17 protein-coding genes are annotated in these 23147 nt (G+C 59.6%); 2 read left to right on the plus strand and 15 right to left on the minus strand.

Annotated elements, in window-relative coordinates:
* Positions 1 to 45 precede the first annotated feature (45 nt).
* The 12 genes from AABM55_RS14185 to AABM55_RS14240 form a co-directional block, all read right to left on the minus strand.
* Positions 46 to 1107 (minus strand): autotransporter outer membrane beta-barrel domain-containing protein, encoded by a 1062-nt coding sequence (locus AABM55_RS14185; protein ID WP_347929921.1) that lies wholly within the window; start codon positions 1105 to 1107, stop codon positions 46 to 48.
* A gap of 333 nt (positions 1108 to 1440) precedes the next feature.
* Entirely contained in the window at positions 1441 to 2199 is a 759-nt protein-coding gene (locus AABM55_RS14190; protein WP_347929922.1) for a PIG-L family deacetylase, read from the minus strand.
* A gap of 177 nt (positions 2200 to 2376) precedes the next feature.
* A complete protein-coding gene (gene glgX, locus AABM55_RS14195; RefSeq protein WP_054597171.1) occupies positions 2377 to 4536 on the minus strand; it encodes a glycogen debranching protein GlgX in 2160 nt (719 codons plus the stop codon).
* Between the two features lie 116 nt (positions 4537 to 4652).
* The gene (locus AABM55_RS14200) at positions 4653 to 4955 is read right to left on the minus strand and encodes a DUF2934 domain-containing protein (protein ID WP_054597172.1); all 303 of its coding nucleotides are present in this window, start codon (positions 4953 to 4955) and stop codon (positions 4653 to 4655) included.
* A 21-nt stretch (positions 4956 to 4976) separates the two neighbouring features.
* Positions 4977 to 7763 carry a malto-oligosyltrehalose synthase gene (locus AABM55_RS14205; RefSeq protein ID WP_347929923.1) on the minus strand — a complete coding sequence of 929 codons (2787 nt, stop codon included), beginning with the start codon at positions 7761 to 7763 and terminating at the stop codon, positions 4977 to 4979.
* A complete protein-coding gene (gene malQ / locus AABM55_RS14210; protein WP_347929924.1) occupies positions 7760 to 9841 on the minus strand; it encodes a 4-alpha-glucanotransferase in 2082 nt (693 codons plus the stop codon). The genes AABM55_RS14205 and malQ overlap by 4 nt, the downstream gene beginning before the upstream one ends.
* On the minus strand, positions 9838 to 11643 hold the full coding sequence (gene treZ, locus AABM55_RS14215; protein WP_347929925.1) for a malto-oligosyltrehalose trehalohydrolase: 1806 nt from the start codon (positions 11641 to 11643) through the stop codon (positions 9838 to 9840). Before treZ ends, malQ begins: the two co-directional genes overlap by 4 nt.
* Before the next feature lie 13 nt (positions 11644 to 11656).
* Positions 11657 to 13225, minus strand: a complete 1569-nt coding sequence (glgA, locus tag AABM55_RS14220) for a glycogen synthase GlgA (RefSeq protein WP_347929926.1) — start codon at positions 13223 to 13225, stop codon at positions 11657 to 11659.
* 552 nt (positions 13226 to 13777) lie between these two features.
* Complete coding sequence (locus AABM55_RS14225; protein ID WP_347929927.1) at positions 13778 to 14731, minus strand: D-2-hydroxyacid dehydrogenase family protein; 954 nt, start codon at positions 14729 to 14731, stop codon at positions 13778 to 13780.
* A gap of 100 nt (positions 14732 to 14831) precedes the next feature.
* On the minus strand, positions 14832 to 15266 hold the full coding sequence (locus tag AABM55_RS14230; RefSeq protein WP_347929928.1) for a YqaA family protein: 435 nt from the start codon (positions 15264 to 15266) through the stop codon (positions 14832 to 14834).
* The gene (locus tag AABM55_RS14235; protein WP_054597178.1) at positions 15266 to 15709 is read right to left on the minus strand and encodes a DUF411 domain-containing protein; all 444 of its coding nucleotides are present in this window, start codon (positions 15707 to 15709) and stop codon (positions 15266 to 15268) included. The genes AABM55_RS14230 and AABM55_RS14235 overlap by 1 nt, the downstream gene beginning before the upstream one ends.
* Before the next feature lie 141 nt (positions 15710 to 15850).
* A complete protein-coding gene (locus AABM55_RS14240; protein ID WP_347929929.1) occupies positions 15851 to 17845 on the minus strand; it encodes a methyl-accepting chemotaxis protein in 1995 nt (664 codons plus the stop codon).
* 442 nt (positions 17846 to 18287) lie between these two features.
* On the opposite strand from AABM55_RS14240, the gene AABM55_RS14245 reads away from it, so the two are divergent.
* Positions 18288 to 18824 (plus strand): hypothetical protein, encoded by a 537-nt coding sequence (locus AABM55_RS14245; protein ID WP_347929930.1) that lies wholly within the window; start codon positions 18288 to 18290, stop codon positions 18822 to 18824.
* Positions 18825 to 18881: 57 nt separating this feature from the next.
* On the opposite strand, the gene AABM55_RS14250 is transcribed toward AABM55_RS14245, so the two are convergent.
* On the minus strand, positions 18882 to 19877 hold the full coding sequence (locus tag AABM55_RS14250; RefSeq protein WP_347929931.1) for an aldo/keto reductase: 996 nt from the start codon (positions 19875 to 19877) through the stop codon (positions 18882 to 18884).
* Positions 19878 to 19993: 116 nt separating this feature from the next.
* On the opposite strand from AABM55_RS14250, the gene AABM55_RS14255 reads away from it, so the two are divergent.
* Positions 19994 to 20920, plus strand: coding sequence for a LysR family transcriptional regulator (locus tag AABM55_RS14255; protein ID WP_103314503.1), 927 nt, complete (start codon positions 19994 to 19996; stop codon positions 20918 to 20920).
* Here AABM55_RS14255 and AABM55_RS14260 read toward each other — a convergent pair.
* Entirely contained in the window at positions 20878 to 21843 is a 966-nt protein-coding gene (locus AABM55_RS14260) for a GNAT family N-acetyltransferase (RefSeq protein ID WP_347929932.1), read from the minus strand. The two genes, AABM55_RS14255 and AABM55_RS14260, sit on opposite strands and share 43 nt — an antisense overlap.
* Positions 21840 to 23132 carry an AMP-binding protein gene (locus tag AABM55_RS14265; protein WP_347929933.1) on the minus strand — a complete coding sequence of 431 codons (1293 nt, stop codon included), beginning with the start codon at positions 23130 to 23132 and terminating at the stop codon, positions 21840 to 21842. The genes AABM55_RS14260 and AABM55_RS14265 overlap by 4 nt, the downstream gene beginning before the upstream one ends.
* Between the last annotated feature and the right edge of the window lie 15 nt (positions 23133 to 23147).

A 23147-nucleotide genomic window follows, 5' to 3' on the forward strand; every position in this document is an offset into this window, starting at 1 on the left:
TCGCTGGCAAACCGTGCGCCTACGGTTCGCAAATCTTCCTGACAGTCACCAACGCATCCGCACCCCGAGGCTGCCGATCAATCCATACAAGTCGTTGTTGACGCTCGCGCTGTTGTAATCGCCGCTGACATACAGGCTGACAGAGGGCGTGACCCTGGCCACCAGGCCCAGTCCCAGTTCAATCGAGGACGCGTTCCGGCTGCTGCTGAGCTTGTCGACCTGACCCAGGGTCACGGTGTCGGTAGTATTGACCGTATGCCAGAAGTTGGTACGAACATAGGGTTCGATCGGCAGGCCCTTGATGTCATAACTGCCTTTCAAGCTTGCACCGACCCTGCCGCTCCAGGACGTCAGGTCGGTGGATGAGGCATTGCCGCTACCGGCATACGGGGTGTCCAGACTAATACGCTGGTTGATCAATTCGGCCTGAGGTTCGATTACCCAGTTCTCGCTGATGCCGATGGGGAATCCGCCTTGCACCGAGAGGGTCATTGCGCTGCCCTCGGCAGCTTGGCGCTGGCCCTGATCATTGAGGCTGTAGCCATTGACCCGACCACCGCTGGCGGTCAAATCCACGTGCCAGCCGTTTGCGCCGGTCAGGCTCCAATAGGCGCCAAGATTGGGGCCTTGCACGTTGAGGGTGTTATTCGGGTCGACAATGGCAGAGCTGACCAGGCCATTGCCATTGCCCTGAAACTGGTTTGTACCGCCCATCAGGCCAACACGCTGAGTGCTGCCGCCGCTGCTTTGCAGGGTAATCAACGCCGGGCCCTTGAGTTCCGAACCGCTCATGCCAGAAAACGGTGAGCCGAGGACGTCGCGCTCTGCACTCCTGGCAGGCTGGCCATAAACCCGATCCCAGGCAGAAGGAGCGGCTTGCTCGACTGTCAGCAACTGGTTATCAAGACGGGGATTGCGGATGAAGCGGATGCTGTTACTCGTATCAGGCGTCGGCAGGGCGAGCGCCGGGACATCTTGCTGATACCAGGGCATCGCCTCGTTCTCGGTGGGGGACGCCTGAACCTCCATGGATGTGCACAGCAACAACGAAGTGGAAACGGTGTACAGGGCGATTTTGATCTCGTGTTGGATGAGGGAGGTGTTCATGGAGGTCTACCTTGCAATCGCATGCCATGACTCTGTTTGGCGTCTCTCCTACCCAAATGAGGGGCGACCGATTTCATTGAGGCAAGACCCGACGGCCCGCTTCAGCGGGTTTTCGAGGCGTGCCCCAGGAGGTATTTCCGGGGGTAGTAACGTTTAGCTAAGAAGACCGTTGGCGTTGCGTCAAGAAATTGAACGATGAGTGGTATGAATAATTTAGACGTTGCAACTGACTGATTTTTGGCAATTATCTAAGTTGTTGTTTATTAGAGGGAGACGGATGCATCGGCTGAAAATCAGCATTTTGAACGGGCCAAGGCATCACTTCTTTCGCATTCACACAAAAACTATTTCATAGGGCTGACGCATCCGCTCCAGGAAAACCCTGGGCAGTTTCGGCGCGATGCCGATCTCCGGTTCACCGTTCAGCTGGCTGGCGTACGCATGGGTGGCGTGGCATTTGCGTGCAACGGTCCAGGTGTCGAGGCGAACCTTGCGGGCGCGGTGCCAGGGAATCTGCCCATGATCGCGGGCAGGCCAGTGCCAGGCCCAGACCGGCACTTCATTGAAACTCGCGCCCACCATGAGGGCGGCTTTTGCGCTGGCTCGACCTACCGTGTCATGGTCGATGATGCCGTCCTCGCTCCAGGTGCTGAACACCACATCACCCGGTCGCAGGTAGCGTGCGATGAATTGCGTCAATTGGAGTTCACGCTCGGCCAGCCCGTTGTCGGTGAAACCGCCGCGAATCCATTTCAGGCTATGCATGGGCAAACCGAGGCGACGCAGGGCTTCGACGCTTTCCTGTGGGCGGAACACACTCAGGCGCTTCTCCGACCACAGGTTCGAGCCTGGATGACCGGCGCTGCCATCGGTGATCGAGATCAATTGCAGGGGGTGGCCGAGGGTGGCGAACAACTGCAGCAGGCCACCGCAGGTCACGACTTCATCACCCGGATGTGGTGCGATCACCACCGCGCGAGCGCCGGCAGGGATAAGGGTAGAGGTGCTGATGACGGGAATATTGTCCAGTTGCCGGGCAGTGTTCCAGATCTGCACAGGCAAGCTGCTGTCGAAGAGAGTGCTGGATTTCATGGCGATACGTCCTTGTTCTGGTGTGCCGTCACACCAGGGCACAGCGCTCCAAACCCTGGGTTGCTGCGAGCAGAGTATTGCTCATAGATCACCATTCGTCGCCCCGTCACCTCCCTGACGAGCGTTTTTTATGAAGTGGCTTGCTAAAGCACTGCTGATGAGGCGGGCAATTGCGTTTCAGTCTTGCTCCTCATGCTGCAACTCGAACAACAGCAACGAGCGTCCGGTTACCGAATATTGATGATTGAAGTCGAACCGCTCCTGGCCCTGAATCGAGGGTTGGTTGGTGTCAATCATGCAGGTCCAGAATCCGCCGTCAGGCACTTCCGGTAGCCGAAAATTGACAATGTCGTGATGCGCGTTAACCACCAGCAGCAAGGTAGCGTCGGCGCCTTTGCGACGGATTCCGGTTTCCTGGGCGCGTCCATCGAGCAACATGCCCAGGCATCGCCCGTGGCTATCCTGCCATTGCTCGGTGGACATTTCGCTGCCGTCGGGCGCCAGCCAGGTGACGTCCTTGACGCCAATATCCTCGTTGTAATTGCCCACCAGAAAACGTCCGCGCCGCAGGATCGGATAGGCCAGACGCAGCTTGATCAGGCGTTTGACGAATTTGAGCAAGGCCTTGCCGTCTTCGCTCAGGTCCCAGTTGACCCAGCCAATTTCGCTGTCCTGACAGTAGGCATTGTTGTTGCCGTATTGGGTTCGGGCAAATTCGTCACCGGCCACGAGCATCGGTGTGCCTTGGGCCAACAGCAGGGTGGCGAAGAAATTACGCAACTGCCGCTGGCGCAGCGCATTGATCTCGGGATCGACGGTGGGGCCCTCAACGCCGTGATTCCAGGACAGGTTGTGATTACTACCGTCCTGATTTTCTTCGTCGTTGGCTTCGTTGTGCTTTTCGTTGTAGGAAACGAGGTCATTCAAGGTGAAGCCGTCATGGGCGGTGACGAAGTTCATCGAGGCGTAGGGACGGCGGCCGCGTTGATTGAACATCTCACCCGATGCCGTCATGCGTGCGGCGAAGTCGGCGAGCTGGCCGTCATCGCCTTTCCAGAAGGCGCGTACGGTGTCGCGGAAGCGGTCGTTCCACTCGACCCAGCCCGGCGGAAAATGGCCGACCTGATAGCCACCAGGGCCAATGTCCCAAGGCTCGGCAATCAGTTTTACCTGGCGCAGAATCGGATCCTGGCGGCAGGCAACGAGGAAGCTGTGACGCTCGTCGAAACCGTCGTGGTAACGCCCGAGGATGGTCGCCAGGTCGAAGCGGAAACCGTCGACGTGCATTTCCGAGGCCCAGTAACGCAGCGAATCGGTGACCATCTGCAGCACACAGGGATGGCTCAGGTCCAGCGTGTTGCCGGTACCGGAGTCGTTGATATAGAAGCGTTTGTCATCGGGTTTCAGTCGATAGTAGGAGACATTGTCGATGCCGCGCATCGACAGGGTCGGGCCTTGTTCGTTGCCCTCGGCGGTGTGGTTGTAGACCACGTCCAGAATCACTTCAAGATTGGCTTCGTGCAGGTGCGCGACCATTTCCTTGAACTCGGCGATCTTGCCACTGGCCAGGTAACGCGGATCGGGGGCGAAGAATGCGATGCTGTTGTAGCCCCAGTAATTGGTCATGCCCTTGTGCAACAGGTGCTGGTCATTGACGAAGGCGTGTATCGGCATCAGCTCCACCGACGACACGCCAAGTTTGCGGATATGTTCCAGCAGGTCATCGACCATCAACCCGGCGAAGGTCCCGCGCAGCGCTTGCGGGACGGACGGGTGACGCATGCTGATACCGCGTACGTGAGCCTCATAAATGATCGTTCGATCCCACGGCACATTGACCCGATGGTCATGGCCCCAGGTGTGCGCGGGGTCAATGACCTTGCACTTGGGCACGAAGGGCGCACTGTCGCGCTCATCGAAACTGAGGTCGGCGTCGGGGTGGCCGATGGTGTAGCCGAACAAGGCTTCGGACCACTTCAATTTCCCCACCAACTGTTTGGCGTAGGGGTCGATCAGCAATTTGTGATGGTTGAAGCGGTGACCGTTTTGCGGGTCGTAAGGCCCATACACCCGGTAGCCGTAGATCAGCCCCGGATGAGCGTCCGGCAAGTAGCCGTGAAAGATTTCGTCGGTGTATTCCGGCAGTTCGATACGTTCGAGCTCGACTTCGCCGGCATCGTCGAACAAACACAGTTCGACCTTGGTGGCGTTAGCCGAAAATATCGCGAAGTTGACCCCCAGACCATCCCAGGTTGCACCGAGCGGGAAGGGCAAGCCTTCACGGATTCGCGAGGCCTCGACGTGAGGTTCTGGCGCGGTCTTTTTTGGCGTGGTCATCATTGCTCCTGCAATTGGGCTTGGGTGATGGCGCCGACATTGCTGGCCTCTCAAGGCCGCGCCATCCCCGAAGTGGCGAATCTGCTCGCCACGCGGTCAATCAGAGCCTGGTACTCTCAACCGGCTGGCTTACGCGGTGCTCGAGGCTTTTTTGCAGCCACAGGCTTATCGCCGGGTGGCGTTACGACCTTGGCGGTAGTAGCGGCTTTGGTTTTGGGCTTGGTCGCCGTGGGTTTGCTGGCTGCTGTTTTGCCGCTATTGGGTTTGGCGGTTCGGGCAGGCTTGGTCGGGGCCAGGGCTTCGGCTTCCGCCAGCTTGCACGCCATTTCCCAGTGGCGTGTCTCCTGGCCTTCGGGTTTCCCCTCGGACTCCCAGATCAGATAGGCAAATTCACGAATGCGTTTGTCATCGGTACTCATCGCAATGCTCCTGAGTTGAACTCAAGTCTGGATAAACAGATTGACCGGGAAATCTCCCAGCGCGGCGCTGATCAGCAATTCCTTGTGGTGTGTGACTGCACCTGTTGTAAAAAGTCCCTTCAGCTTTTCTTCGGCGGCGGTGAACGGCAGTTTGACCCGGGTGTCGCCCCAGAGCAGGGCAGGCACCTGCGGCGTGGCACTGCTTTCCAGCAGCGACGCAACCCGCACCGGCACCAGAACAATCGCCCGTTGGCCGTCGAGTTCACGGGCGAAAGCCAACACCCGCCCGGCCTGACTGCCCACCACCTGCAACGCTTGATAACGGCCCCGCTGAAACAGTTGCGGGTATCGCGCGCGTAACGCCAACGTGTGGGCGATCAACGCCTGCTTGATGCGCCCGTCACGCCAGGTGTGCAGCAACTGTCGAGTGTCCACCGGGGTGTGCAATGCCTGCTGGCGGACGCTGAAATCAACCGCTCGCCGATTGTCCGGATCCACCAGGCTGAAATCCCAGAACTCATTGCCCTGATACAGATCCGCAACCCCCGGCACCGTCATGCGCAGCAAGGTTTGCGCCAATCCATTGAGCGCACCGCCGCAGGCGATCGCTTGCGCAGCATCGGCGATGGCACTGCGTAAAGGCAGGCCTTCGGGGCTGAGCAGAAGGCGCTCGAGGAAGGCCCGCGTGGCCTGCTCATAAGGCTCGTTCGGTGCGCTCCAACTGCTCTGGAGTTTCGCTTCGCGCAGGGCTTTTTGCTGCCACTGCCGCAGTCGCTCGGTGTAGGCCGTCATCGACTGCGCGTCTTCGCAATGCAGCTCCAGCGGCCAACTGGCGAGCAAGGTCTGGTAGAGCAGCAGTTCGTCCGCGGGTGAGGGCATCGATGGATCGCAACGCAGGGCGCTGGCCCGTATTCGCCAGTCTTCGACCTGTTCGGCATACCAGGTACTGCGTTCGCTGAGTAATGCCAGGCGTGCACGGCTGTCTTCACCGCGTTTGTGGTCATGGGTGGCGCTGGCCAGCAGCGTATCCGGGAATTCGTCGAGGCGCTGGCTGCACGCCGTGTGGAAGTCGGCGAGTGGGGCGCTGAACCGCTCGGTGTTGAAGCCGACATCATTACGCGACAGCAGCACGCCTGAGCGATAGAGCGCGGTGTCTTCCACGGCTTTGGCGGCGGTCGGCGAGGTCAGTTGCTGAAAGCGCACGCAGGCGTGCTTGAGGATCTTGCGTTGACGGCCCACCGGGCGCTCGCGCCAGGGTTGCCCACCGAGCCACAGCGCCAGATAGTCGAGCACCGGCCAGTCGGCTTCGCCCAAGGTCTGGCGCGCGCCGTTCATCGCGTGCTGAAAAAACACCTGGTCTTGCGCCGAGCGCCCGCACGGGCCGATGTATGTTCGGTACACCGGGAAATGCACGATCAGTTCCTGCAATGCCCGACGAATCGCACCAAGGGTCAGGTCTCGGCTCATCAGGTCATCGCGAGCTACTTGCAGCAAGGCCTGCGCGACACTTTCGAAGTCGCCGGCCAGCGAACCGTTGAGAACTTGCTGGCGTGCCAGTTGTGCTTCCTCGATGAACGCTGCGGGCCGTTCGGTGTGTCGGCTCCACAGTTCGCCAAGGACTTGCTCGCCCTGCGGGTCGTGTTGCAGCAGCGACAACTGATTCATAAACTCATAGCCCGTGGTGCCATCGACCTGCCAATCGCGACGCAGCGTTTCACCGTCGCCGAGGATTTTTTCAATATAGATCGGTACGTGTCGCAACGGTGACAGGGCGTTCACCCTGCGCCTGAGTTTGCGGCAGTAACCCCGCGGGTCGGCGAGCCCGTCGATGTGGTCGATACGCAATCCGTCCACCAGTCCCTCGGCAATCAGCTCGAAAATTTTTGCATGGGTAGCTTCGAACACGGCCGGGCGTTCGACCCGCAGCCCGGCCAGTTCATTGATGTCGAAGAAGCGCCGCCAGTTGATGTCATCGGCCGCCGTGCGCCAACTGGCCAGGCGATAGCTTTGGCGTTCGAGCAGCTCGTGCAGACGGCTGAAACCTTCGGGTTGGCGGGAGTCATGGCGGCTGAGGTTGTGCTCGATGCAGCGCAAGATCGCCGGGTCAGACGCCAATGTGATAAGCGCTTGTTGCAAGGGGCGCGCAAGGGAATGGGCATCGCTCTGGTAGTGCAGGGTGGTGAACTGATCGGCCAATACCTTGAGTTGCAGTGCCCGTTCAACGTCGAGCGAGTCGTCAGGCTTGAGCAGTTCAGCGTAGTCGGTGGGGCAGATCGGAAAGTGGTGCTCATGGTGTTCGACATGGAAGCTGCCCCGTCCGGGATCGAAGTGCAGCGTCAGCGTGCCGTCCTGCAAGGCGCTGCCGTAATCGCTGCCCAGGAACGGCAGCAATAGCTGGCCTTCGAGCAATGGGTCTGGCGAATGCCATTGAATGTCGAAAAACTCACCATAAGGACTCAGTCGCCCCCACTCCAGCAAGTCCAGCCACCAGGGATTGTCGGCACCACCGACGGCCATGTGGTTGGACACGATGTCCAGGATCAGCCCCATGTCCTGGGCGCGCAGCGCGCTGACCAGCCGCCGCAGGGCTGCCTCGCCGCCGAGCTCGGGATTGACCCGGCTCGGGTCGACCACGTCATAGCCGTGCATCGACCCGGCCCGCGCACTCAACAGCGGCGAGGCATAGACGTGGCTGATACCTAAACCACAGAAATACGGCACCAGCGGCACGGCGTCATCCAGGGTGAAGCCCTGATGAAACTGCAGGCGCAACGTTGCCCGTACCGAGAGGGTTTGCACCTCACTCATTGATCACGCTCGGCCGCCTGAAGGCGCGCGCAAGCAAGCAGTTCCAGCCGTCGTGCCGCATCCGTATCGTCCAGCAGCACATCGCTTTCATCGGCAAAGCGCCGACGCCAGTTCGGATGACTGTCGGTGGTGCCGGGGAGGTTGGCCTGTTCATCAATGCCCAGCGCATCTTCCAGCGGCAGCAACACCAAAGGGGCGCGGGTGTGACCCAGGAAGCGCACGCTGGCGTCGAGCACCTGGTCGGTCTCGTGGGTCTCCTCGCGGAAGTTTTGCGGGTCCTGACTCAAGGCCCGACGCAAACCTTCACGCTCGCGCTGACGGTGTTCGCGCCATTGTTGTTCACCGTGGCTGTCGACCAGCCCCAAGCGGACGCTCCATTCGATGTCGCGACCATGCCACCAACCGTTGAGCGTTGGCAGGTCGTGGGTGCTGGTGGTGGCGAGTGCGTTATCCGGCCAATCAAGAATCGGTTTGAAGTGTGCCCCGTGGTCCTGCTCGAACAGCAGTACGCGCATCCCCAGGATCGAGCGGGCGATGAGTTTGTCGCGCAGGCCATCGGGCACGGTGCCGAGGTCTTCGCCGAGCACGATCGCCTGATGTCGATGGGACTCCAGCGTCACCAGACGCAACAGGTCGTCCACTGGGTAATACAGATACGCGCCGTCACTCGGCGGCGCGCCGAGGGGGATCACCCACAGCCGCTGCAAACCCATGACATGGTCGATGCGCAGACCGCCGGTATGGGCAAAATTGGCCCGCAGCATTTCGATAAACGCGCGAAACCCATTACGTATCAACCCTTCGGGGGAAAACGCAGAAATCCCCCAACCTTGCCCCGTGCGGTTGAGAATGTCCGGGGGCGCGCCGACGGTGAGGGCCGCGAGTAATTCGTCCTGACGACTCCAGGCCTGGCTGCCACCGCCATCCGCACCGACCGCCAGGTCGGCGATCAAGCCGATGCCCATGCCACTGCTACGCGCAACGGTTTGTGCGCGTTGCAAGCTGCGGGCGATCAACCATTGGCAAAAGGCGTAGAAGCCGATGCGATCTGCATTTTTCTCGGCAAATACCGTCAGTTCGACACTGCGCGGATCGCGCCAGTGCTCAGGCCACTGGCGCCAATCGAGGCTTTCGCCAAGGGCGGCACAGGCCTCCTGGAGCGCCTCGAAACGGCAGTGGTTTTCCAGGGCCTCGCCACCGTCGTGACGAAAGCTGCTGAAGTCCGCGTGCAAGGGATGATCACCCTGGGAGAACCCTTCATACAGCGCTTGCAACAATTGCTGCTTGGCTTTGGCAGCGGCGGGCCAGTCAATCAGCGGTTGCTCTTCGAGGTGTTTGAACTCGTCGGCCAATTCAGTGGCGTCGATGGCCAGGCGCAGGGCGCGTTCGCCGAGAATTTCCTCAGGTGAGGCGTATAGGCTGTTGAGAAACAAACGGCTGGAAGGCGAGTAAGGGCTGTAGCGTTGTGTGTCGTTACTGAACATCGCGTGCAACGGGCTGATCGCCAATGCATCGGCGCCGCGCTCACCGGCAACGCGGGCGAGGTTTTCCAGTGCCTGCAGGTCGCCGAAGCCGCCGTCGCCGAGGCGTCGTAGTGAATACAATTGCACACTCAGGCCCCAGGCCCGGGGTATCGGGTTGTCAACGGCAGCGGCCACGCTATGGCACTGCAAGGGGGCGACCGCGAGTGTGAAGCGTTGGCCGGCGATGCGAACCTCCTGATAGCCGATCGGGATCAGCCCCGGCAGAACCGCTTCGTCATCTAGTTTGAGGTGGAGGATCGCGCCGTCTTCCAGGTGAATCTCGCAGGGCGTTTCAGGGGCAAAGTGACGCGAGAGGTCGAGCCCGGCGCCGACGTCGACGGTCATCAGTGGCGGCAAGTGTTTGTTTTGTTGGTTCTGTTGCAGTTCTTGCAGGCTGGCGTCGATTTCCTGAGCGCTGCCGGCCGGGTGGCCGAGCCCGCTGAGGATCGCTCGTAATGCCGCCGGAGCGACTTTTTGTGGCCGACCGTTGGCGTCGATCCAGTCAACCGCCAGGCCAGCCCGGCTGGCGAGGATTTCCAGTTGCGCATCGCTCATGGACGCTCTCCAGTGGTGGGTAGCAAAGGTGCCGCTGCCGTCAGACTGACCAGCGCGCAGTAGGGGGCGAGGGTGCCTTGTTGCAGGGCTTCGAAGGACCGCTGCGGGTACTCGAACAGCAACCGGGAATGGGCGTGTGATGAATGGGACACGGGCTCCGCGGTGAGGTTCAGGTCGATGCACAGCAGGCTGCCATCGCCCATATGCCAGCGCGCACTTATCGCCCCCGTTGCCAGCACCGTGGCGCCCAGCGCGTGAGCACCGGGCAGGCGCGGGATGATTTCGCGATGACGGATCAGCAGCAACTGTCGATACAGCGTCAGGGTTGCTTGCTGTGTCAGCGGTTCAGATGAGGTCAGTGTCGGCCGCGAAGCGGTGAACGTGTGCAACGCATTCGGGTCGGGAATCTGCTCGCGGGTGTGCGGATCGGCAAAGGCGCTGAACGCCGCGAACTCATTGCGTCGACCTTCTCGCACCTGCCTGGCCAAGACTCCATGGTGGCTGGTGAAAAACAGAAACGGCTCGTCTGCGGCGTATTCGTCGCCCATGAACAGCAACGGGATCATCGGTGACAACAACAGAAGGACCGTCGCCGCATGCAACGCCTGAGGTGCAGTCAACTGGTGGAGACGCTCGCCAAAGGCACGGTTGCCGATCTGGTCATGGTTTTGCAGAAACAGCACGAAGGCGCTGGGCGGCAAATGTCCGCTGGGTTCGCCGCGGGCACGGCCATGGCGATTGGTATGGCCCTGATAGGCGAAGCCCTGGCTCAGGCAGCGCGCCAGTTTTTCGCTGGGGCCCTCGGCAAAGTCAGCGTAATAGGCCTCGGTTTCTCCGGTCAGCAAGACGTGCAGCGCGTTGTGCCCATCGTCGTTCCACTGCGCGTCGAAGCCTTGCTCCAGCAGGCTGGCCTGGTTGTGCTCGTTTTCCAGGGTGAGCCAGACATGACGGGGTGGGTCGATGTGCTCGCGCACCGTCGCCGCCAGTTCCTGAAGGAAATCCGGATCTTCGATGGCGTGTACCGCATCCAGACGCAAACCGTCGAAACGGTACTCAAGGAGCCACATCAGCGCGTTGTCGATAAAGAAGTCGCGCACCTCACGACGACGGAAATCAATGGCCGCGCCCCAAGGCGTGTGCAGGTCTTCGCGGAAAAAGCCCTTGGCATAATGATGCAGGTAATTGCCGTCAGGGCCGAAATGGTTGTAAACCACGTCGATAATCACCGCCAGACCCAGACCGTGGGCGCTATCGATCAGGTGCTTGAGCGCATCAGGCGTGCCATATGACGACTGGGGCGCGTAGGGCAGCACGCCGTCATAGCCCCAGTTACGCTCGCCAGGAAACTGCGCCAGGGGCATCAGTTCGATCGCGGTAACGCCCAGTTCGGCCAGCCGTGGCAGGTGCTTTTCGACTTCGGCAAAACCACCCAACACACCCACATGCAGTTCGTAGATTACCGCTTCATGCCAGGGCCGGCCTTGCCAAAAACAGTGCTGCCAGCGGTAAGCGTGCGGGTCAACCACCACACTAGGTGACGCCAGACCGCCGGCTTGCGCCCGGGACGCGGGGTCCGGTACGTCGCGTTCGCCATCGATGTTGTAGCGATAGCGGGTGCCGGCCGGGCAACGGGTCTCGATCACGAACCAGCCGTCCGCCTGGGGCAACATCGGCAGTGATTGCCCGTCTTCCAGCTCGACACTCACATAAAACGCATCGGGCGCCCACAGGGCGAACCGGGTGTGTTCGGCATCCAGCATGACGGCGCCGTGGGGCCAGGTTTCCGGAGTCCGTAACGGCATTCAAGAATCCCTCTCACTGCTTGACCGACTGACCCAACGCCTTGGCGACCAGTTGTTCATAGAGTTCAGCGTAGGGTTCGACCGCTTTGCACCAATTGAATGGCGCAGCCATGGCCCGGCAACGCATGGCGTTCAACAGGGGCGGGTGGGCGAACACCTTGAACGCCCGGCTCAAGGCTTCTTCGTAGCTGGCAACCGTCGACTCGTCGAAGAGAAAACCGGTGACGCCATTGTCGATGGTGTCGGCCAGACCGCCGGTGTTGCGCGCGACCGGCAACGAGCCGAAACGTTGCGCATACATCTGGCTCAAGCCGCATGGTTCATAGCGTGAAGGCATCAACAGGAAATCACTGCCGGCGAACATCCGTCGCGCATCGGTTTCGTTAAACCCGATGCGTACACCGATCTGCCCCGGAAAACGCAGGGCGAGGGCGCGCATGGCTTGTTCTTCTTCCGGTTCGCCACGGCCGATGATCGCGATTTGCCCACCCGAAGAGACGATGAACTCGGACACGGCTTCAGTCAGGTCCAGGCCTTTTTGGTAGACCAGTCGCGAAACCACGGCGAACAGCGGACCCTTGGAGTCCTTCAGGCCGAACAGTTTGCGCACGTGGGCGGCATTCACCGCTTTGCCGTCCCAGTCGCCGATGCTGAACGGGCAAAACAGGTGGGGGTCGGTCGCCGCATCCCAACTTTCGTCGATGCCATTCGGGATGCCGCTGAGCAGGCCTTGCTGGGTCTTGCTGGCAAGGAAACCGTCGAGACCGCAGCCGAAGGCCGGAGTGGTGATTTCCTGGGCGTAGGTCGCGCTGACGGTGGTGATATGACTCGAATAGGCCATGCCTGCCTTGAGAAACGACAGTTTGCCGTAGAACTCCATGCCTTCCTGTTGCAGGGCATGTTCGGGAATACCCAGCTCGGGGCAAGAGGCGAGGCTGACTACGCCTTGGTAAGCCAGGTTATGAATGGTGAACAGGGTCGGCGTGCGCTGACCACGCCAGTGCATGTAGGCCGGGGCCAGGCCGGCAGGCCAGTCGTGAGCATGCACCAGATCCGGGCGCCAGTGGATGTGTGCCAGGTTGGCGGCGAGGTCGGCGGCAGCCAGGCCCAGGCGGGCAAAACGGATGTGGTTGTCCGGCCAGTCGCGGCCATTGTTGGCGCCGTAGGGCGAGCCCTCGCGTTCGTACAGTTCGGGGCAGATCAGGACGTAGATGACCAGCCCGTCCGGCATGTCCATGCGGCCGATCTTGCAGGGGGGCAATGCGGCGTGTCCGCCCAGTTCGCCGATGATATGGATCGGGTTTTCGCTGTGCATCACTTGCGGATAACCGGGAATCAGTACCCGGACATCGTGCAGATGGGCCATGGCTCGGGGCAATGCGGCAGAAACGTCACCCAGGCCACCGGTTTTCACCAGGTCGGCGATTTCCGAGGTGACAAACAACACTTTCTTCTTGTTTGGATTCTGACGTGGAGCGGGCAGTACCGTTTTTGCACCCGGGGCAAGAACCGACATCGAGGTCGGCTCGCCGATTTGCTGGTGAGAACGCTCTCCCTGGATTTCTAAAGCGGCACCGTTCATGTGTTTCTCCCGTTTTATTGATCTGTTTCAGGCATCTCACCCCATGATGCAGGCGGCCAGTTCCTGTGGCCGGGCGCAAAAGCGCTACGCAAGGAGCAGCAAACGCTGGTCGATGCGCTGAATCTCAAAGGCTGTAGTGGTCGTTGCAAGGATTGCACCAGTCGCTGCGGCCCCACCTTTAACCTGACCTGTTGCTTCGGCAGAAAGTTTCGATTTTTTCCCCACAAAATGACCGGCCGGTTTCCAGTCACGAAATGGAGTCTAGGTCAGAACTTAGAGCGGGGTGTGTGACGTTTTGAAATTGTTCGACAATCGGTCTGACGTCACGATTTCCGCGCTCAATCAGCCGCGCCCGCACCGACGAAGTGCAGGTTCTGTCGCCGCCGGGGCACAAAAAAGGGGAGAGAGTTGCCAGAGAGTGGGGCGTGGCAAAGCGCCGTTCGCACTCTATTGGTGCGTGCAACTTGCAAAAGCAGACACCACCAACCCTGTAGCAGCTGCCGAACGCAGGCTACGCCAGCTGCTACAGAGTGTGTGTCAGGACGGTGTGGCCTAATTCAACAGCCGGATCGAATGGCCAGTTGTCCAGGCTTGAATATCTTCAATCATCTGTGAAAAGAACAGCCGGTAGTTTTGCTCGCTGACATAGCCGACATGCGGTGTGGCCAGCACGTTGGGCAATGTCCGAAATGGATGCTCGACGGCTAATGGCTCGCGCTCGAAGACATCCAGCGCCGCGCCCTTCAGGCGGTTCTGTTCAAGGGCCTGGATCAATGCGGCTTCATCGACGATCGGCCCGCGCGCGGTATTGATCAGCAACGCTGATGGTTTCATCCAGCCAAGTGCCTGTTCATCGACCAGGCCCCGGCTGCGCTCGCTGAGCACCAGATGGATCGACAGCACATCGGCTTGCTCGAACAGCTCGCGCTTGCTGACAAAAGTAACCCCGGCTTCGGCTGCGCGCTCGACGGTGAGGTTTTCGCTCCAGGCGATAACGCGCATTCCGAACACCTGACCGAACTCGGCGATCCGTTTGCCAATGCTGCCCAGGCCCAGAATACCCAGGGTCTTGCCATACAGGTCGCCACCCAGGCCTTGTTGCCAGTGACCGGCACGCAGGGCGTTGGCTTCTGCAAGCAGATTGCGGGTCAGGGCCATGATCAGCGTCCAGGTCAATTCGGGCGCCGCCTGTTTGTAGCTGTCGGTCCCGCAAACCTGAATCCCCAACGCCGCGGCGGCCTTGAGGTCGATGGCGGCATTGCGCATGCCTCCGGTGACCAGCAATTTGAGTTTGGGCAGGCTACGCAGGAGTGCTTCGTCGAACAGCGTGCGCTCGCGCATCACGCAAATCACCTCGAAGGACTGCAATCGGTCGCTCAGTGTGGCGTGGTCGGCAGGGTAGTCATGCAAAAAGCTGACTTTGCCGATACCGTCCAGCACCGACCAATCCACCACATGACGGGCCACGCCCTGCCAGTCATCGATCACCGCAATCTGCACAGTCATGAGCATTGTCTCTTCAAAGGGGGGGGCGTGGGTTTAACCGTTGGCTGAGGCTGTAACGTCGTGATTATGGCGACATTAACAACGTGGCAGCACCAGGGGCTCAAGGCATCCAGCCCAGTGTCGCCAGCGCCAGCACACCATAACGCGCGCCTTTGGCAAAGGTCACGATCAGCAAAAAACGCCCCACGGGTTCTCGCATCACGCCGGCCACCAGTGTCAGCGGGTCGCCAATGATCGGCACCCAGCTCAGCAGCAGTGACCAATGGCCATAACGTTGATAGTGAGTGCGGGCTTTTTCCAGATGAGCAGGGCTGACCGGAAACCAGCGACGCTCCCTGAAGCGCTCGACGCTGCGTCCCAGCCACCAGTTCAGCAACGAACCCAGCACGTTGCCGAGCGTGGCGACGGCGAGCAGCCACCACAATCCATGCTTGCCGTTGAGCAGCAATCCCACCAGCACGGCCTCGGACTGCAACGGTAACAACGTCGCGGCACCGAATGCCGCGATGAACAGCCCGAGATAGCCAGCGAGCATTACCGGGCCGGGTAGTCGGCGATCACTTTATCGGTGCCATTTTTAGTCAACCCAATGACCTGATAAGCATCGGCCATGCCGTCCATTTCCATGCCTGGCGAGCCCATGGGCATACCCGGCGCAGCCGCGCCAAGCAGGTCGGATTGACTCAACGCCAGTACCTGTTCGGCGGGGACATGGCCTTCGACGAATTTGCCGTTGATCACCGCGGTGTGGCACGACGCCAGTCGCGGCGGGACGCCGAGGCGCTGCTTGACTTCGCTCATGTTGGTTTCAACGTGATCGTTGACCTTGAAGCCATTGGCTTCAAGGTGCGCGATCCACTTTTTGCAGCAACCGCAATTGGCATCGCGGTGGACATCAATCGGAATCAGCTCGGCGGCCTGGGCCAGGGAGCTGATGAACAGGGCGCCAAGGGCGGCCAGACGCAGCGTGGTTTTCATCGGTTATCTCTCGTTGATCATTTCACGCCGCGCATTTTGACCGTTTTCGCCGATGAAAAAGAGTGCTTATGTTTCAAAGTTATTCATGGATATCCCTTGAAGGTTATGCCCACGCGAAACGCGCGGGCGGCATTCGCGGGGTCACTTGACCTTGAAGCGCCCCATGATCGAACTGACCCGGCTATTGGCGTCCAGCAGCTGGCGCGTGTTGATGTCGGTGGCGTGACCGCTTTGCACCAGCTCTTCGACCATATGGCGGATTTGCACCATGCTGCGGTTGATCTCCTCGGTCACCGCGCTCTGTTGTTCGGCGGCCGTGGCGATCTGGGTGCTGAGGCTGTTGATGTGGCTGACCGAGCCGGCCATTTCGTCCAGCCCGGCGTTGACGCGCGCTGTCGCATCGGCAGCGGACTGACAGCTGGCCTGGGTGTTTTCCATCGCCGCCACCGAAGAGCTGACACCCTGGGTCAAACGGCTGAGCATCTCGTTGATCTCCGAGGTGCTGGCCTGGGTGCGGGCGGCGAGGGCGCGGACTTCATCGGCGACCACGGCAAAGCCTCGACCTTGTTCACCGGCTCGCGCGGCCTCAATCGCGGCGTTGAGTGCCAGCAGGTTGGTTTGCCCGGCAATGGCGCCGATCACCCCGAGGATTTCGGTGATGCGCTGGGCGTCCTGCTGCATGCTTTCGACTTTGTGGGTGGCACTGGCCACTTCGCCGATCAATGCGCTCACGCTGCTTGAGGCTTCGCCCACCACCACCCGCGAGCGGTCGGCGTGTTCGTTGGCGCGCTGGGTAAACGCGGCGGTTTGTGCGGCGTTCTCGGCGACGCTGTCGGCGGTCGAACTCATCTCGGTGATGGCGGTGACGGTCTGGTCGGTCTCCGAGGCATGACGCTGCAGTATCTGGTTGGTATGCGCCGAGGTCTGTTGCAGGTTTTCCAGGCTTGAGGCCATGGCGCCCGTGGCCTGGGTGACTTCGCCGATCATGTTTTGCAGGTAGGCGATAAAGGTGTTGACCGAATGGCCGATCGCGCCCAGTTCATCCTCGGCGCGAATGGTGATGCGCCGGGTCAGGTCGGCGTCGCCGGTGGACAGCGCGTCGATGTTGGCTTTCAAGGCTTTCATGCGCTGGATCAGTTGGCGGATTGCATAGATTTGCAGCAGCACCAGCAGCAAAACCATCGGGATCTGCAACAGGCTCAAGGTGCTCAAGACATCGTCGCGTTGAGCGGTGATCAGGAGGGTCGGCAGGGCGGTGGCAAGGAACCACGGTGTGCCTTCGATCGGACGCATGAAGAAAGTGTTCGCCACGCCTTGATTGTCGAACTCGACGCGTTGCAGCGAAGCATCACGGCGCTCAAGCGCGGTTTTGATCTGCGCGGCAAAAGGCGAGTTGCTTGCCAGTTCACTGATGTTTTTCAGGACAATCGGAGCACTGATGCGCGAGCTGTTGCTGATGATCTTGCCGTCGGCCTCGACGATCAACATTTCGGCACCCAAGTCTTTTTCCTTACGCGCGACCAGGTCATTGAAGAAGCCCAGAGTGACGTCAATGGTCGCGACTCCGTACGGCACGCCATTGCGCGCTATCGCCATGGCGCAGTTGGTGCGCGGTTCGGCGCTGGCGTCGTCCTTATAGGCCGCGGCCCAGGCGCATTGACCGCGAGGTGTCTGCATGCCGCCCTTGTACCAGGGCTGATCGTAATAGTTGGGTGCCGCGTCGCTGTTCCAGAAGGTGTTGACGGCCAGTTTGCCCGACGCATCCCGGTGCCAGAAGGTACTGAATTTGTTGCGTCCGGCTTCGCGCTGGCCAGGCAACGGCCAGATCCCGCCACCAAACACCTTCAGCTCACCGTACTGGTCTACCAGGCCAGGCAACACGGTGTCGATGGTTGCGCTGTCGAGCAGGGGAATGGTTTGGGTGATGCTGCGTTGTTGCGCTTGAACCTTGTTCAGTTCGCCCTGGATCTGTTCGGCCACTTCGGCGATGCGGTTCAGTGCGACCTGTTCTTCCGTGTGCCGAAGTTTCGGCGCGACCAACTGGCTGATGCCCGCCACCGTCAAGGCGAACAACAACAGGATGAACAGCACCAGAAACAGCGTGTAACGGGCTTGAATGGTACGGAATGCGGGCATTGAACCGGTCCTTGTGCTAAGCGCTCTTGTTGATTTATTGCGGCGTTTAGCAGCTATCGGCCCGCGGCAGGCCGACTTTAGTACCATGGTCCCAAAAATGGTTTTTACGGACGACCGGTTGGTCATCGACATGAGCCATGCGCAGTTTCATCCCGGGCTGGTGACGTGGTTTCTTTCGTGGCTTTCAAGCCTGATTCATTGACGGTCTGATTGTTAAACAATTGTTTCAAGTCAATGAATTCAAGGGTTTGGTGATTTGTATCCGAAATGTACAAGAATTGTAAAAAGCTGAAATATTTGTAGTCCAAGGGACGCTGACGAATTGATACTCGCGTACCAATTCGTCAGTTGAACAAGGACTTTTTATGGTCACCTTACAAGGACGTCTTCGCGCTTCGGGGCTGCTCCCGGTCTGGCTCACGCCGCGCACAGGAGCACTCTCATGACCATCGGTTATGTCGGAGGCTGGACCAGCAAGGCCGGATTACTGATTCGCGAGGGCGGGACGAGTGGCAGTAAACCCGTACCGCAGAACGTCAAGGTCAAGCAGATGCTCGCACTGGTGGGCAATGATCCATTGGCGCTGAACACCGCGAAAATGAACGAGCAGAAGCTCTACAAGAATTTCAAGGGATTCGACCCCGAGACCGTCACGGTCAAACAGCTCGGAAACATCAGCGCCTTTTTGCGCGATCGCGGTTTGATCAGCGATGTGACGGCCCTGACGCTGCTCAACGCCGGCGACAAGTTCGATCGCTTTGGGGTGCCGAAAAACCTGGATGAAAAATTCAATGCGCTGGAGTACTTCGCCACGCAGCTGGATAACATCCAGAGCAACAACCTCAAAGGCAACAAGTACGCCAACCACCTGATTCCCGAGTACAAGAAGGCGATTTACGTACTGCAGAACCTGAAGACGTATGGCATGGGCAATGGCCCCGCCGTTCCGAACACCAAGGGGGTCACTGGCAAAGCCTGATCTTCAAGTGCAACAGGCCCGTCATACACGGCATGAACGGGCCTGCGACGCTCAGTGTTATCGATCGAGCATCTGCATGACGGCTTGCGGGTAACGCGCCCCGAGCACCGCGTCATCCGGAAAAATCGCCTCCAGCGCCGACAAGTCTTCCGGGCTTAATACAACGTCCAGCGCGGCGACATTCTCCTCCAGATACTTGCGTTGCTTGGTACCCGGAATGGGGATCAGGTAATCGCCTTGCGCCAGTACCCAGGCCAACGCCAGTTGCCCTGCGGTCACACCTTTTTCTGCTGCCAGCGTTTGCACCTGTTGGACCAACTGCAAATTCCTGTTGAAGTTTTCGCCCTGAAAGCGCGGGCTGAAGCGCCGGTAATCGTCCGCTGCAAAATCGTCGGGACTTTTCAGGGCGCCGGTCAGAAAGCCTCGGCCGAGCGGGCTGTACGGCACAAAGGCAATCCCCAGGCGCTGACAGGTGGCCAGGCAATCGTTGTGCTCCTGATCGCGGCTCCACAGCGAGTATTCACTTTGCAGCGCGCTGATCGGGTGAACCTTATGCGCTCGTTCAAGGGTTATCGCCGAGGCTTCGCTCAAGCCGAGGTAGCGCACTTTACCGGCCTGGACCAGTTCGGCCATGGCGCCCACGGTCTCTTCGATGGCCACCTCCGGATCGACGCGATGCTGGTAGTACAAGTCCAGAGTGTCTACGCCCAGACGTTTCAGCGTGCCGTCGATGGCAGCACGGATGTACTCCGGTCGGCCGTCGACTCCACGTGCAGTGGGGTTGGACGGATCACGCACGATGCCGAATTTACTGGCCAGGAACACCTGGTCGCGCTTGCCTGCAATCGCTTTGCCAATCAGCGCTTCGTTGGTGTGCGGGCCATACATGTCGGCGGTGTCGAGTAAATTGACGCCCAACTCCATGGCACGATGCAATGTTGCCAATGCCTCGGACGTATCGCCGCCCGTGGTGTAGAAGTCGGTCATGCCCATGCAGCCCAGACCGATCGCAGAAACCTCAGGGCCGTTTTTGCCCAATTGACGAGTGTGCATGGTGTCGCTCCTTTTTGATGTGGCCCCATTGTTGCGCTCGACAAAAACAAGATAAACCGGCTAAAAACGCTATCACTGTTTGTAATTTCTAAATAATCCGCAGGTAACCAAGAGCAATGGACCGTTTTAATGCTATGCGAGTATTCACTCGCATTGTCGAGCTGGAAGGATTTGCCAAGGCCGCGGACAGCCTGCAAATGCCCAGGGCTTCGGTAACCATCCTGATCAAGCAGCTTGAGGCGCATTTGGGCGTGCAACTGTTGCAGCGCACCACACGGCACGTCAGTCCAACCGCCGATGGCGCGGCGTATTATCAGCGCTGCGTGCGATTGCTGGCTGATCTGGACGAGACAGAGGCAGCGTTTTCCAGCTCTCGGCAAAATCCACGCGGGCTTTTGCGTATCGACATGCCTGCCGGCATCGGGCGTTTGCTGGTGATCCCGGCCTTGCCGGAATTTACCCGGCGTTACCCGCTGATCGAGTTGGAAATCGGCTTGAACGATCGCCCGGTCGACCTGATTCGCGAGGGCGTCGATTGTGTGCTGCGCGGCGGCTCGTCTCTGGATGATTCGCTGGTAGCGCGACCGCTGGCGATGCTCGATCAGGTCACCTGCGCCAGCCCCGACTACTTGCGACGCCAGGGTACGCCGCACTGCCTGGAAGATCTGGCGGGGCACCAGATGGTCGAGTATTTCTCCAGCACCACCGGCAGGCGTTTCGGCCTGGAATTTGACATAGACGGACACGTGCACCCGGTGAACCTGCCCAAACAGGTGGCGGTCAACAGCGCAGATGGTTATCTGGCCTCTTGTGAAGCGGGTTATGGCCTGGTCCAGACGCCGTACTATCACGTTGCACGGCAGTTGCGCGAGGGAACGTTGTGCGAGGTGTTAGAGCATCTGCCGCCGCCAGGGTTACCCCTGACGGCGCTCTATCCTCCGCACCGCCAGTTGTCTCTGCGGGTGCGGGTGTTTGTCGACTGGCTGGTGCAGCTTTGCGCTCAGCCGGGCAACGGGCTGCTGCGCGGATACTCAGGTAACTGACGGTGAGGCGACTCTGGCTGCCGGTGGAGTAAGGTGTCGTGCAGTTGCTGCATGTGCGGACAGTAGAAACTCACAGGCCGCAGTTTTGCACCACGATGAAACAATGCATACCAGCCAGATGCCGCGGGCGCAGGCATCAACCCGGTAAATACGAAATCGATGGCGCAGAGGCGACGCATGTTCTGTGGAGAATGCTGCGACAGATCAAGCTTGATCGAGATCATCCAGTGCGCGGGTAGCTGCTGGAGCTGCAACTGCACGCTCTTGTCCAACTGATAAAGCACGACTTCCACTCGCTCATGGTGCTGGCTGATCTGCATTGGCAAAGAGTGTTGTGATGGCGTGTCGTTTCGGGTGCCGAATGACGCAGACAGTTGCCTCATGAAGGTTGCACAGGCCGCCGGCCATTCCAGTTGCGGTAACGGACGTGCATGCCCTTTGACCATTTGATAGCCAATGACAACACTTTCCTCATGGGACTCACCAAAGGGCGAGGGAACATAGTCGGGAAGCAGCCCGATGTTTTTGAAACCGAGTTTTTGCGCCATTTGCTGAGTGTAGAGATGATGGGTGACCTGCTTGATCGAGACGCTCTTGAGGCCGAGTCGGCTCGCCCGCCGCAACAGTTCACGACCCAGCCGGGTGGCGATGTTTTTGCCCCGGGCTTGCGGGTGTACGAGGCACAAGGCGAATTCAGCGTGATCCAGGCTATGTGCATCCCTGCACAATGCCGCGTGGCCAACGATGCATTCATCGATCAACGCCAGCATTGAGTGCCATCGGTTGTCGGCGTTGTGCTGGCCAATCATCGACGGCAAATAGACATCAGGCTGTACATAATTTTCCCCATACACCTGGCGAAACAACGCACTGACAGCGGTTGAGTCCGCTTGCCTGAAACGTCGAAACCTGAATGTACTCATGGAGCAGGCTCCCGCTGAGGGGCGCTATACACGCGCAGGTCAACGATCCGGCGCTGCTTTCCCGAGCGTGGATGCAGCAGTAATGCGCCGGTCGTGCAGGGGCTGAAGACACATTCAAGCTGACCACTGCCGATCATTTGGCTGATGTCCGGGTACTGACCCAGCAGTGCTGCGTGAATGGCCGGGATTGAAGCGTTTATTGACGTCGAGTCGTGCGCGGGCACCCACCTCAGGGTCATTCGATCCTTGACCCCAACACTTTCGATCACCAACTGCCATTGCCAGCAATCGGCCAGGCGCTGAAGGATTTCGGCGATCTCCTCCTGGAACAACGAGATGACACCGATGCGAATACGAATGCTCTGTTCGCTACGTCCCAGCAAGGCGAATTTGCGTTGCCGGGTGCCGCTCGGCTCGCGCCAACATGCGCGATCACCGACGGGATAACGCAGCAGTGGCATTAACTTTCGGGTCAGGTTGGTGATGATCAATTGGCCTGGGCGATGACATTCCTCGATGACCTCGTGGGTGTGTTCATCGACAATTTCCACCACCGTCTGTTGATCAAACACCCGATGTTCACCCACCTCACAATCCCGGGTGCTGGCGCCCACGAGTCCTGCGTCGACACAGGCATAGCCAATGGACGCGACGCGTGCATTGGGAAAGACCTGAGCCAGCATCGGCAATTGTGCGGCAAACAGACTTTCGCCACCGTAGAGCACGGTGGTTATCTGTGGCAGGACGCCGTGTCGCTCGGCCAGGCTGGCGGCGAATTGCAGAAGTTGTGCGGGTACGCCAGCGAGGACATTGATCTGGTGTTCGGCAATGGCCGCTGCAAGCGTTGCGGAGTCGACTTCGCCGGCAAACGGGAACTCGCAGATGGAAGGCGACACATGGGCCAATGATTCATGGATAAACAGAAAACTGGCATAAAGGTCGCCGGCAAAAAACAGATTGGCAACCCGGTCGCCATCGCACAGTTGTCCCGAGAGGGCGTTCCCGAAGTGCGTCACCATGTTCTGCCATTCATCACGGGTGTACGCCACCAGTTTTTCCTGGCCGGTTGAACCACCGGTTTTGTAAATCAGGGCGTTTTCGGTTTTACCGGTCAGTACCGGCCAGGTGTTTAAATTGTGGCTGCCATTCCAATAGTCTGAAGCGACGGTGAGTGGTAGATCTTCGACAGTACAGTGATGTTCTGGTAGTTGATTGAAGTGTGTTTTGTAATAGTGAGAATGTTTTCGTGAGTGCAGCAGCAACTCTTCGAATGAATAGTTAGTGTTCATGAGTTCAGGCTCTTG

Origin of the sequence: Pseudomonas helvetica (assembly GCF_039908645.1) — a bacterium.
Taxonomy (GTDB): Bacteria; Pseudomonadota; Gammaproteobacteria; order Pseudomonadales; family Pseudomonadaceae; genus Aquipseudomonas; species Aquipseudomonas helvetica.